Origin of the sequence: Streptomyces sp. NPDC001536, from assembly GCF_042894505.1 — a bacterium.
In the GTDB taxonomy this organism is placed as follows: domain Bacteria; phylum Actinomycetota; class Actinomycetes; order Streptomycetales; family Streptomycetaceae; genus Streptomyces.
The window spans coordinates 302,303-314,486 of the sequence record NZ_JBIAVQ010000002.1 but is presented as its reverse complement, the minus strand read 5'-3'; the positions used below and the strand labels follow the sequence as shown (position 1 = coordinate 314,486).

General features: G+C 72.3%; 9 protein-coding genes. 5 read left to right on the top strand and 4 right to left on the bottom strand.

Annotation, left to right across the window (positions count from 1 at the left end; all coding sequences use genetic code 11):
• The first annotated feature begins 194 nt into the window (after positions 1-194).
• Positions 195-1,658, top strand: a complete 1,464-nt coding sequence (locus tag ACFY0U_RS06630) for a cellulose binding domain-containing protein (protein ID WP_388631208.1) — start codon at positions 195-197, stop codon at positions 1,656-1,658.
• A gap of 27 nt (positions 1,659-1,685) precedes the next feature.
• On the opposite strand, the gene ACFY0U_RS06625 is transcribed toward ACFY0U_RS06630, so the two are convergent.
• The gene (locus ACFY0U_RS06625) at positions 1,686-2,663 is read right to left on the bottom strand and encodes an anti-sigma factor RsbA family regulatory protein (protein WP_388631206.1); all 978 of its coding nucleotides are present in this window, start codon (positions 2,661-2,663) and stop codon (positions 1,686-1,688) included.
• Positions 2,664-3,057: 394 nt separating this feature from the next.
• On the opposite strand from ACFY0U_RS06625, the gene rsgA reads away from it, so the two are divergent.
• The 3 genes from rsgA to ACFY0U_RS06610 all read left to right on the top strand — a co-directional run bounded on the left by rsgA (position 3,058) and on the right by ACFY0U_RS06610 (position 6,138).
• The gene (gene rsgA, locus ACFY0U_RS06620) at positions 3,058-4,149 is read left to right on the top strand and encodes a ribosome small subunit-dependent GTPase A (RefSeq protein ID WP_388631203.1); all 1,092 of its coding nucleotides are present in this window, start codon (positions 3,058-3,060) and stop codon (positions 4,147-4,149) included.
• Between the two features lie 151 nt (positions 4,150-4,300).
• Positions 4,301-5,659 carry a DNA-3-methyladenine glycosylase 2 family protein gene (locus tag ACFY0U_RS06615; RefSeq protein WP_388631200.1) on the top strand — a complete coding sequence of 453 codons (1,359 nt, stop codon included), beginning with the start codon at positions 4,301-4,303 and terminating at the stop codon, positions 5,657-5,659.
• Positions 5,656-6,138, top strand: a complete 483-nt coding sequence (locus ACFY0U_RS06610; RefSeq protein WP_388631198.1) for a methylated-DNA--[protein]-cysteine S-methyltransferase — start codon at positions 5,656-5,658, stop codon at positions 6,136-6,138. The genes ACFY0U_RS06615 and ACFY0U_RS06610 overlap by 4 nt, the downstream gene beginning before the upstream one ends.
• Positions 6,139-6,158: 20 nt before the next feature.
• On the opposite strand, the gene ACFY0U_RS06605 is transcribed toward ACFY0U_RS06610, so the two are convergent.
• The 3 genes from ACFY0U_RS06605 to ACFY0U_RS06595 all read right to left on the bottom strand — a co-directional run bounded on the left by ACFY0U_RS06605 (position 6,159) and on the right by ACFY0U_RS06595 (position 8,135).
• Positions 6,159-6,539: a PPOX class F420-dependent oxidoreductase gene (locus ACFY0U_RS06605; RefSeq protein WP_388631195.1), complete on the bottom strand. Its 381-nt coding sequence runs from the start codon at positions 6,537-6,539 to the stop codon at positions 6,159-6,161.
• A gap of 67 nt (positions 6,540-6,606) precedes the next feature.
• The gene (locus tag ACFY0U_RS06600; RefSeq protein WP_388631192.1) at positions 6,607-7,089 is read right to left on the bottom strand and encodes a DUF456 domain-containing protein; all 483 of its coding nucleotides are present in this window, start codon (positions 7,087-7,089) and stop codon (positions 6,607-6,609) included.
• A 65-nt stretch (positions 7,090-7,154) separates the two neighbouring features.
• On the bottom strand, positions 7,155-8,135 hold the full coding sequence (locus tag ACFY0U_RS06595) for a helix-turn-helix domain-containing protein (protein WP_388631190.1): 981 nt from the start codon (positions 8,133-8,135) through the stop codon (positions 7,155-7,157).
• Between the two features lie 204 nt (positions 8,136-8,339).
• Between ACFY0U_RS06595 and ACFY0U_RS06590 the strand changes: the two genes are divergently transcribed.
• On the top strand, positions 8,340-12,032 hold the full coding sequence (locus ACFY0U_RS06590) for a S8 family serine peptidase (protein ID WP_388631187.1): 3,693 nt from the start codon (positions 8,340-8,342) through the stop codon (positions 12,030-12,032).
• Positions 12,033-12,184: the final 152 nt, after the last annotated feature.

The window sequence follows — 12,184 nt, the reverse complement described above, 5'->3', positions numbered from 1 at the left end:
GCGTATGTCTCCAGGAGTAACACGCGCAACAGCGGCAACGAGGTGTGGACAGGCTCGAACTCCCGGTAACCGGATTTGAATAGTGAGCTTGTCAGTTGTGTGGAAGCCGTGAAAAGCTCGTGCACTGTCGCGAGGTTCCCCACAACTCCGTTGCCAATAAGGTGAGTTGACCTCGCTCCCGATGCAGGAGTCTGATGCCCGACCTGCCGACCCCCCAGGACGCCGCCGAGGCCGCGCTGTTCACCGAGTGCTGGGACGCCGTCCTCTCCTACGCCGACCTGTGCACGGCCGGCTCCACCGCGGCCACCCAGCTGGCCACGGAGGCGTTCGCCCTCGGTATGCGCGAGGCCCGCACCGACGGCAGCACCAGAGGCGTGGGCCGCCGTGCGCCCCGGCTGCCCGTGATCCCCTTGCTGCTGACCGCCGTTCGCACCACCGCCACCGCCTGGGAGACCGCGGGCCAGGGCCACCGGCTCGACCCCGACCTGCGCCTGTGGCTCAACTCGGACAAGGCCGCACGCTACACCGGCCCGCCGCTGCAACGCCCGCTCGCCCTGCGCGGACTGCGCGACATGCAGGAGCACGACGCGGACCTGCTGTGGCTGGCCGAGGTGGAGGCGCTGCCGCTGTCCGTGGTGGCCCGCCGACTCGGTCTGGACCCGGCCCATGTGTCGGAGGAACTCACGCAGGTGCGCGGCCTGTTCCGGGACCGCAGCCACCGCAACCACCTCGACTCACCGATGGCCCCGCAGTGCCGCAGCTACGCCCGCCTCCTCGACGCGGTCACCCGCTCGACCACCGGCGACACCCCGGAGGACCTCTCCCGGCACCTCGCCACCTGTGTGCAGTGCGCCGAGGCCGCCGCCTGTCTGCGGCTGCACGGCGGCGGACTGCCCGGGGCGCTCGCGGGCGGTGTGATCGGCTGGGGCGGCCTCGCGTACCTGGAGCGCAGACGCCGGGCCGCGGAGGTACGACTGGGCGCCGGACGCCCGGAACCGGCCGACGCCGGTCCGCCGAACCCCGGTGCGCACAAGGCGCGTGTCGTGCGCAGCGGACTGCTCGTCACCGCCGTACTGGTCTCGCTGCTGGCCCTCGCCGTCTCGATGATGCCGATGGGCGGCGGCGCCATGGACGACGACGCCTCGCTGCCCACCGACCGTCAGCCGGTGGCCGACCCCGGCGTCACCGTGCCGTCCCCGTCCTCGACCTCCGCGCCGGCGGCCTCGCCCACACCGTCCGCGGCCGGCAGCACCTCCGCGCGCAAGAACCCCGACCCCGAACCCCAGGGCACCTCCTCCTCCGCCCGCGACGACGACAAGCCGACCCCCACCAAGAGCGCCTCGGCCACCTGCGAGGTCCGCTACGACCTGGTCAACCAGTGGCCCGACGGCTTCCAGGCCACCGTCACCGTCACCACCGACGAGGCCCTCGACGACTGGCGTGTCGCCTGGTCCTTCAAGGACGGCCAGAAGGTCGGCCAGATGTGGGACGCGAGCTTCGCCCAGAACGGATCCCGTGTCACCGCCACCGCCGCGGACTACAACAAGTCCGTCCGCGCGGGCGCCGACCTCGCCTTCGGCTTCCTCGCCTCCTGGCAGGGCACGAACTCCCCGGCGTACGACTTCACGCTGAACGGACACAGCTGCACCAAGGCCTGACCGCGGCTGCCCCTCATCCGTGGTCCGTCACCCCGAGGGTGCCAGTGCCGTCTCCATCCGGATCGTCCACCCGTCCTCGGCCGCGTCCCCGGACCTCAGGTCCACGAACTCGCAGAACTGACGGGTCTGCCACAGCCCGTCCGCCGGGCCCGCCTCGGGGCCGGGCGGCCGGAAGCCGAGGAACGGGTCGGTGATCCGGCCGTGCGGGGTGCGCAGTTCGCAGACGATCCGTTCCCCGGTCGACCACAGCAGCAACCGCGCACTGTCGAGGCCCTGGGCGGCCGCATAGCCGGTGGCCCCGGACACGGCCACCCCGAAACGGTCCGCCCGCTCGACCGCCATGCCGCGGGCCTTCGCCTGCTCCGCCGCGAACCAGCGGGCGGCGGCCATGTCCCCGGCGAGGCTGACCCCCACAGCTTCCGGCGGGGGCTCGGGCAGTGGGGCGAGGTCCCGGGTCGCGTACTCGGCCGGTTGTGTGAACAGCGGGCTGGGCCGGACGCCGAGCCGGTCCAGCACGGTCGGATGGGTGTGCCGGGCGGCCGCGACGACATCGGGCGGTACGACGCGGGTGTCGTACAGACAGATCAGGTCGGGCGGGGCTCCGGTGAAGAGCTCGGTGGCCAGGGCCTCGTACCGCTTCCACTCGCCGACCTGACGTGGCGAGCGTCCGCTCCAGAGCGGTTCGCCCGCCATGTGCAGCCCGCCCGTCGGACCCGCGTGCGTGACGTAGTAGTCGAGGGCGATGGCCATGCTGTTCGCGGGTGACCCGTGGTACCAGTGCGCGGAGTTCTGGAAGTCCACGTGCCGGGCGTCCGGGCCGAGCGCCTCGCGCAGCAGGTCCAGTTTGCGCGGGGTGGTGATGGCCACCGGGTCGGGTTCGTCCTCGGCGGCGATGCCGTCCCTGAGGAAGGGCACCATCACCGTCAGGAACTCCTCGTCGCAGGAGTGGATGCCGGCGTGGTGCTTGATGGGGGCGGCGGATCGCTGCGGGGGGTGGTCCGTCATGTCCGTTCCCTTTCGTGTGAGTCGTGGGGGGCGCGGTCCGGACGGCGACCTGTGGTACGCCCCGTGCGCGCCAGGGAACGTACGGCGGCTCTTCCAAGAACATTAGGAGCGAGGCGCAGGTCAGGCGCCTGTAGTGCGACATTGCCAACTGAAGGCGCTTTTCTGACAGAACGTGCTCGCGTCCTGTCGCGCGGCGAAAAAAACTCGTGGCGTCCGCGGGCGCACCTGTCTAAGGTGGGGGCGTTCCGGCTTCGACCGAGTGCGTACGAGGAGGTGTTGACCGATGGCTGTCACTGCGACGAGCGCTGCCCGCATTCAGTTCATCAAGTCCACCTCCGTGGCCGCCGGCTGACCACTCCACTCCTCGCCGGGGCCACCCTGTGAAGGGTCACCCTTGACTTCCACCTCTGTTTTCTCCGCGCTCGCTCCCTACGGCTGGGACGACGCATGGGCGGACGAGTTCGCCCCCTACGACGCCGAAGGACTGCTGGCCGGGCGGGTCGTCCGCGTCGACCGCGGGCAGTGCGACGTCGTCACCGCGGACGGTCTCCTGCGGGCGGACACCGCGTTCGTCACGCCCCACGACCCGCTGCGGGTCGTGTGCACCGGGGACTGGGTCGCCGTCGAGCCCGGCGGCAACCCGCGCTACGTCCGCACCTATCTGCCGCGCCGCACCGCCTTCGTACGCTCCACCTCCTCCAAGCGGTCCGAGGGGCAGATCCTCGCCGCCAACGTCGACCACGCGATCATCGCCGTGTCCCTCGCCGTCGAGCTCGACCTCGGCCGCATCGAGCGCTTCCTCGCGCTCGCCTGGGAGAGCGGGGCGCAGCCCGTGGTCGTGCTCACCAAGGCCGACCTCGTGCCGGACGCGGTGACGCTCTCGTATCTCGTCCAGGACGTGGAGACCACGGCGCCGGGCGTACCGGTGCTGACGGTCAGCGCCCTCGACGGCGACGGGCTCGACGTGCTCGTCGCGGTCGTCTCCGGCGGTACGAGCGTGCTGCTCGGGCAGTCCGGAGCGGGCAAGTCGACCCTCGCGAACGCCCTGGTCGGCGCGGACGTCATGGACGTGCGCGCGGCCCGGGACGTCGACGGCAAGGGACGCCATACGACGACCACCCGCAACCTCCTCGCCCTCCCGGGCGGGGGCGTGCTGATCGACACCCCGGGGCTGCGCGGGGTCGGGCTCTTCGACGCAGAGAACGGTGTCGGACAGGTCTTCTCCGAGATCGCGGAACTGGCCGAGCGGTGCCGGTTCCACGACTGCGCCCATGAGGCGGAGCCGGGGTGTGCGGTGCTCGCCGCGGTCGAGGACGGTGAGCTGCCGGAGCGGCGGCTGGAGAGCTACCGGAAGCTGATTCGGGAGAACCAGCGGATCGTGGCGAAGACCGATGCGCGGGTCCGTGCGGAGCTTCGTCGGGACTGGAAGCGGCGGGGGGCTGAAGGGAAGGCTGCGATGGAGGCGAAGCGGGGGAGGGTGCGGTAGCGCCTATTGGGGTGCCTCGCTGTGTCGTCGGGCGGCTGCGGGCCTGTTGTGGCTGGTCGCGCAGTTCCCCGCGCCCCTTCGGGGGCGCCCCAGTACCGTGTCTGAAATCCGCCAGCCCCGTTCTCGTGCAGGCCGCACACTGGACTGTGTGATGGACGAAGACAGCAGGTACGAGGCGGTGCGGAGTCGGGACGGGCGGTTTGACGGGGAGTTCTTCTTCGCCGTCGAGACGACAGGGATCTACTGTCGGCCCAGTTGTCCCGCCGTCACGCCCAAGAGGCGCAATGTGCGGTTCTTCGCGACGGCCGCCGCCGCGCAGGGTTCCGGGTTCCGGGCCTGCCGGCGGTGCCGTCCGGATGCCGTGCCGGGCTCGGCCGAGTGGAATGTGCGGGCCGATGTCGTGGGGCGTGCGATGCGGCTGATCGGCGACGGGGTCGTCGACCGGGAGGGTGTCGCGGGGCTCGCGGACCGGCTGGGGTACAGCGCCCGGCAGGTCCAGCGGCAGCTCACCGCGGAACTCGGCGCCGGGCCCGTCGCCCTGGCCCGCGCCCAGCGCTCGCACACCGCGCGGGTCCTGTTGCAGACCACGGAGCTGCCGGTCACCCAGATCGCGTTCGCCTCCGGCTTCGCCAGCGTGCGGCAGTTCAACGACACGATCCGCACCGTGTACGCGCAGACCCCGAGCCGGCTGCGCGAGTCCGCGCCCGCGTCCCGTCGTACGGCCACCCCGGCGGCCGGCGTGCCGCTGCGGCTCGCCTACCGGGGCCCGTACCGGTCCGGCGCCGTGTTCGACGTACTGGCCGACGAGGCTGTGCCCGGCGTCGAGGAGGTGAGCGGCACCGAGGGGAAGCGCACCTACCGGCGCACCCTGCGGCTGCCGTACGGCACCGGGATCGTCGCCGTCGAGGAGCGGCCGCGCGGCTGGCTCGACGCCCGGCTCCACCTCACCGACCTGCGGGATCTGACGACCGCCGTACAGCGGCTGCGGCGCCTGTTCGACCTCGACGCCGATCCGTACGCCGTCGACGAACGGCTCGGCGCCGACCCGCGGCTCGCCCCGCTGGTCGCGGCACGGCCGGGGCTGCGGTCGCCGGGCGCGGCCGACCCCGAGGAACTGGCGGTACGGGCGCTGGCCGGCCCGGCACAGGCCGCGCGGCTCGTGCAGCGGTACGGCAAGGCGCTCGACGCGCCCTGCGGCAGCCTCACCCACCTCTTCCCCGAACCGGCGGTCCTCGCGGAGGCCGAGCCCGAGGGCCCCCTCGGCGCGCTCACCGCCGCCCTCGCCGACGGCGCCGTCCACCTGGACCCCGGCGCCGACCGCGACGACGCACAGACGGCGCTGCTCGCCCTGCCCGGCATGGACGCCCGTACCGCCGCCGTCATCCGCACCCGCGCCCTCGGCGACCCCGACGTGGCCCCGCCCGACCTGAACGCCCCCGACACCTGGCGCCCCTGGCGCTCGTACGCCGTACAACACCTGCGTGCCGCAGGGGAGTTGGAGACCCGATGACCACCCACTGGACGACCGTCGACAGCCCCGTCGGCCCCCTTCTCCTCACCGCCGACCCGACCGGCACCCTCACCTCCCTGTCCGTACCGGACCAGAAGGGCGGCCGCACGGTCCAGGACGGCTGGCCGCACGACCCCGCCCTCTTCCGCGAGGCCGAGGAGCAGCTCGCCGCGTACTTCGCCGGTGAGCTGAAGGAGTTCCGGCTGGAACTGCGGGCCGAGGGTACGGAGTTCCGCGAGCGGGTGTGGGCCGCGCTGGACGACGTCCCCTATGGCGCGACGACGACATACGGCGAGATTGCCGCCCGGATCGGCGCACCCCGGGCCGCGGTGCGGGCGGTGGGCGGAGCGATCGGCGCCAACCCCCTGCTCATCGTCAGGCCGTGCCACCGGGTGATCGGCGCGGACGGTTCGCTGACGGGATACGCGGGCGGCTTGGAGCGCAAGACGACGTTGCTGAGCCTGGAGGGTGTCCTGTAAGGCCCTGGTCCGCAGGGGGGCTACGCCCCTTCCAGGGGTTCGAGCCCCCAACTGTGAATCCGTCGAGGATGGATCCTGATGACCTCCTCACTGAAGTGCGCCCCCAGCTCATGCGGCCCCACCAGCAGCTCGGCCTCCCCCCGGATATCGACCCCCCGCACCTTCCAGGGCCGCAGACTGACGATGTCGTCGACCACGAGCGCGACCTTCGGGTTCTTCTGGAGGTTGCGCCACTTCTTGCTGCGGCCCATCTGGTAGCCGCCGACCAGAATCGTCCCGTCGTCCTGGGGGAAGAAGCCGACCGGGTTGGCCTGCGGCTGCCCCTGGGGGGACACCGTGGCGAGCCGCCCCAGCCGCTGCGACCTCAGATACGCGCGTTCGGCCTCGCTGAATTCGGTCATGCGGCCACCCAAACACGCCCGCCGCGGCGGGCGCATCGGTTTCTCGGCCTAGGGCCGTGGCCCTACGTCATCCCCACAGCACCGCCCCCAGCCACGCCCCCATGATCAGCAGGCAGGCGAACAGCTCCGCCAGCACGCTGGAGCCGCCCGAGCGCATGACCGTGCGCAGGGCCGCCTCGGCCTCGCCGTGGCGGCCCAGGCGGCGGCGCTCGTGCAGGTAGATGCCGGCCATGAAGCCGGGGATCGCGCCCAGCACCGGGACCAGGAAGAAGCCGAGGAACGCGCCGAGACCGGCGTAGACGCCCATCCGGGGCGTGGCACCGCTGGTGCGCAGACGGCGGGGCGGCAGCGCCCAGCGCACCACCTGGGACAGGAACAGCACGACGGTGGCCCCCACCAGCACCCACCACGAGACCGGCCGCGGATCCTTCAGCGCCCACCATGAGACCGCGGCCCACACGAGCCACGACCCCGGCACCCCGGGCACCAGCACTCCGCACAGGCCGAGCAAGAGGACCAGGCCGACCAGCAGGAGGTCCCACACTCCCATCTGTCCAGAGTGCCGGACGCTCGGAGAAACCGCAGGTCAGCCAAGTACACCCCCGGGACCGGCGGTCACTCCCGAGCCACCCAGCCCCGCTCGTACGCATGCCACCCCAGCTGCAACCGGGTCGTCACCCCGCTGAGCTCCATCAGCCGCTTCACCCGGCGCTGTACGGTCCTGAGGCCCAGGTCGAGCTGTTTGGCGACGCTCGCGTCGGTCATCCCGGCCAGCAGCAGGGACAGCACCTCCAGATCGGTGCCGTCGGGGCCGTCCGCCGACTCCTCGGTGACGCCGGAGGCCCCGAGGCGCAGCGGCAGCGCGTCGCGCCACACCGACTCGAACAGTCCCGACAGCAGCTCCAGCAGACCGCTGGCGTGCACCACCAGCGCGGCGGGCTCGGAGGCGGGCGCGGTCAGCGGTACGAGGGCCTGGGCGCGGTCGGCGACGACCAGCTTGGTCGGCACCTTGTCCACCACCCGTACCTCCTCGTCGCGGCCCAGTGCGGCGGACAGCTCGGTGAGGCCGTGGGGGAGGTCCAGGACCGCGCGCTCGACGACCACGCGGTAGCGCACCCCGCGCCCTGCCGCCTGCTCCTCGGCCTCGTTCTCGATGCCGGAGACGACCGCCGGCTTGCCGGTGACCAGTGCGCACACCTCCTCGCTCGCCCCGAGCTGGAGCTGGAGGAAGCGCTGCGCCACCGCGCCCGCGCCGCTGACCACCTCGACCAGATCGTGCACGGCCGGTTCGGCGGCGGCCGCCCGGTACTCCTCGGCCAGCAGCGCCGCCGCCAGCTCCGCCCGCTCCAGCTCGTGCCGCTGCTGGGTGAGCAGCGCCCCCAGCGCCACCCCGGGCGGCGCGGCGACCCAACGCCCGGGCCGCGCCGACGACTGCGCCGCGAGCCCGTGCTGTTCGAGGCGGCGCAGGGCCCGCTCCGTGTCGTGCTCGCCGAGCGTCAGCCGGCGCGCCAGATCCGGCACGTCGGCCGCGCCGACGGAGACCAGCGCCCGGTACGCGGACTCGTGCCGCTCGTCCAGCCCCAGCACGCCCAGCATCGGCAGCCCCCTCCCCAGTGGTGCCGTGGCGGGAATCGGCCACGGCGCAAACCCGCCTCGGCACATCATCCCCGCACCACCCGTCCCTCTGCCAAGGTGGCGCCACCGCAGCATCAACCACCGTCCGCAATGCCCGTCCTGGGCCACTTCGGCCTGCGCGTTTCGCGCTCGCGGGCATGCGGCGACACGGCAGGAGAAGCGATCTTGGCGAGAGCGATACGCCGGACGGCCCTGGGGGCGGCGACCGCCGCCGTCCTGGCCGTCACGACCGCCGTGCCCACGCACGCGGCAGAGGAACACCGACCGCTGACCGGCAGCCGGGCCACCCCCGCCGCCGGCTCCGTCGTCACCCTCGTCACCGGCGACCGGGTCCTCGTCACCGAGGGCGGGGCCGTCGCCCTGCCCGGCGAGGACGGCACGATCCCCTTCACCCAGACCCGCCAGTCCGGCGACGACCTGTACGTCTATCCCGAGCGCGCGATCGAGGCGCTGGGCGCGGGCCGGGTCGACGAGGAGCTCTTCAACGTCACCGGACTGGTCCGGCAGGGCTACGACGACGCGCACAGCGACACGCTGCCGCTGATCGCGACGTACGACCGCGCCGTCACCGCCCGCAGCGTCCCGAAGACCCCGCGCGGCGCCGAACGCGACCTCGTCCTCGGCTCGATCGACGGTGTCGCCCTGGACGCGGACAAGAAGAAGGCCGACGACTTCTGGGCCGACGTCACCCAGGGCTCGGTGAAGAAGCTCTGGCTCGACGCCAAGGTCGAGGCCACCCTGGACCGGTCGACCCAGCAGGTCCACGCCCCCGAGGCCTGGGCCGCAGGCTACGACGGCAAGGGCACCAAGGTCGCCGTCCTCGACACCGGCGTCGACGCCGACCACCCCGACCTCAAGGGCCGTATCGCCGCCTCCCAGAACTTCACCGACTCCGCCGACGCCGACGACCACCAGGGCCACGGCACCCACACCACCTCGACCGTCGGCGGCACGGGCGCGGCGAGCGGCGGCAAGAAGAAGGGCGTCGCGCCGGGCGCCGACCTCCTCAACGGCAAGGTCCTCAACGACTACGGCTCCGGCGAGACCTCATGGATCATCGCCGGTATGCAGTGGGCCGTCGACCAGGGCGCCGACGTCGTCTCCATGAGCCTCGGCAACCCGGCCCGCACGGACTGCACCGACCCGATGGCCCAGGCCACGGAGGAACTCGCCCAGGCCAACGCGAACACCCTCTTCGTGATCGCCGCCGGCAACACCGGACCCGGCAACAACACGGTCTCCTCGCCCGGTTGTGCCCCCAGCGTCCTCACCGTCGGCGCCGTCGACCGTGACGACTCCACCGCGGACTTCTCCAGCCGCGGCCCGGTCTACGGCTCCCACACCCTCAAGCCCGAGATCACCGCGCCGGGCGTCGGCATCTCCGCCGCCGCGGCGGGCGGCCGCGGCGTATACGCCTACCAGTCCATGAGCGGTACGTCGATGGCGACCCCGCATGTCGCGGGCGCGGCGGCCGTCGTCAAGCAGCGTCACCCCGACTGGAGCGCCCGGCAGATCAAGACGGCCCTGGTCTCCTCGGCCGACGCGGACATCCCCGGCGACGTCCGCGAGACCGGCGGCGGCCGCCTCGACGTGAAGGCGGCGATCGACCAGACGGTGCTGGGAGCGCCCGCCGTCCAGGCCGGCACCTTCAACTGGCCGCAGGACCCGAGCGACCGTACGGCAGTGTCGGTGCCCTACACCAACACCACTGACCGGGCGGTGGAGTTGAAGCTGTCGGTGGTGGGGGTCACCGGCAACGACGGCTCCGCCGTCCGCTCCTCCGTCGCCCGTCCGGGTGCCGGGTCCGTCAAGGTCCCGGCCGGAAAGACGGTCGAGGTCCCGCTCCGCATCGACCCGACGGCGACCCTCAAGCGCGCCCAGTACGGCGACATCACCGGCCGCGTCCTCGCCACCGCCGACGGTGTCTCCGTCTCCACCCCCTTCGCGCTCTACGTCCAGCCGGAGACGGTCACCCTGCGCGTGAAGCTGATCGACCGCCTCGGCAAGCCCGCCACCGGCGCCTCCTCCGTCGACCTGATCGGCACCGACGACGCGAGCGGCGAGCGCCGCTTCAACGACGGTGCGAGCGACCAGACGTACGAGATCCGCCCCGGCGGCTACTTCCTCTCCAGCTTCGTCACCACACCGGAGACCGAGGGCACGCTGCTCGACTCCCTCACCTATCTGGCCCGTCCGCAGCTGGAGATCCGCGGTGACACGACCGTCGTCCTGGACGCCCGCAAGGCCCACCGGCTGAGCGTGCAGACGGACCGGCCGACCGAACTCCGCGGCGTCACGCTCGGTTTCGCCCGCACGTGGGACGACACCTGGCTGCACGCCGGGACCGCCGCGGCGGGTCGCTCGGTGGGCGGCTACTACGCCTCCGTCACCGGCAGAGCCACCGACGGCACCTTCGAGTTCGACAGCTTCTGGAGGGCGGCGGCTCCTCAGATCACCGAACTCGCCGTGGTCGGCGGCCAGAAGCTCCACCCGGTCACCGCGTCGACCAGCTCGGTCAACCTCGACGGCACCGGGCGAGCGCCGCTCTTCGACGCCAAGTCCGGTACGGAGGAGGAGTTTTCGGGCGCCAAGGGCAGGATCGCGCTGGTGAAGCTGGACGACAGCGGCAGCGCGTACGAGGTCGCCAACCGTGCGAAGGCGGCCGGCGCCGTGGCCGTGCTCGGCTATCGCGAGGCACCGGGCCGCTGGTACCCGTCGGTCGGCTTCACCGGCGGGACGCTGCCGGTCCTCGGCATCCCGACGGACGAGGCGAAGTCCCTGCTCGCCGCGGACGAGGTGACACTGCGCTGGACGGCCACCGCGAAGAGCCCGTACGTCTACAACCTCGCCCACCCGGAGACCGGCCGGATCCAGAGCGACCGCGTCTACCGGGTGCGGGACCGGGACCTGGCGGCGACGACGGCGACGTACAACTCGATGGCGGGCACCGCCACCGACCACATCGACCTCCAGTCGATGACCCGCCCGAGCGGACTGACCGGATATTTCGGCGAGATCGAGACGGTCCCCGCGCCCTTCGAGCGCACCGAGTTCCACACGCCGGGCACCACCGGCTGGGAGCACGAGGTGTCCAGCAGCTTCCCCTGGGGCGAGTTCATGATCGACCCCGTGCGGACCTACGAGAAGGGGGAGAAGCGGACCGAGGAGTGGTACGGCGGCGTCCTCGCGCCGAGCACCCCGCTCGACGCGAACGGCGACCAGGCGCTCGCCGCGGAACGCCAGGGCAACCTGATCGGAGTCGCGCCGGCCTTCTGGGGCGACGGCCGACACCAGGGCGTGCAGGGCAGTTTCGGTGACATCGGCGGCATGGTGCTGAAGCGGGACGGTGAGACCGTCGGCGACAGCCCCTACCCGTTCGGGGTGTTCGAGGTCCCGGCCGCGGAGTCGTCGTACGAACTCACCCTGAACACCACGAAGTTCGGTTCCCCGGCCAGGGTGTGGAAGCGTTCGACGGCCATCTCGACGACCTGGTCCTTCCGTTCGGCGCTGGACGAGAACGCGTACTCCCAGGGCATCCCGCTCCTCTTCCCGCGCTACGACCTCCCGGAGGACGGCCTCAAAACGCTCCCGGCCCGCGACGGTCAGCGGATCACCCTCACGGCCACGGGCCACGCGGGTTACGAGCCCGGGGCGTTGACCTCGGTGAAGCTCGCGTACTCCTACGACGGCGGGGAGACCTGGACCCAGGCGCGGACGTCGAAGAAGGGGACGGTCTGGGAGGCGTACGTCGACCACAGCGCAGCGACAGGAAAGCAGGTCACACTCAGGTCCGACATGACCGACGCGAACGGCAATTCGGTCAGCCAGATCGTGTCCCGGGCCTACGACGTGCGCTAGCGCGTCGGGGATCGGAGGTCCGGGTCACCCGGGCGTCGCCGGGCGGTTCTCCCGTGGGGGGTGGATCCGTCCGGCGGCGCCGCTCGTACGGCTGTTCGGTGACTCACCCTCCGTACGGCGAGCCGCCGATTTTTCCGGATGCCCCGTTTTCA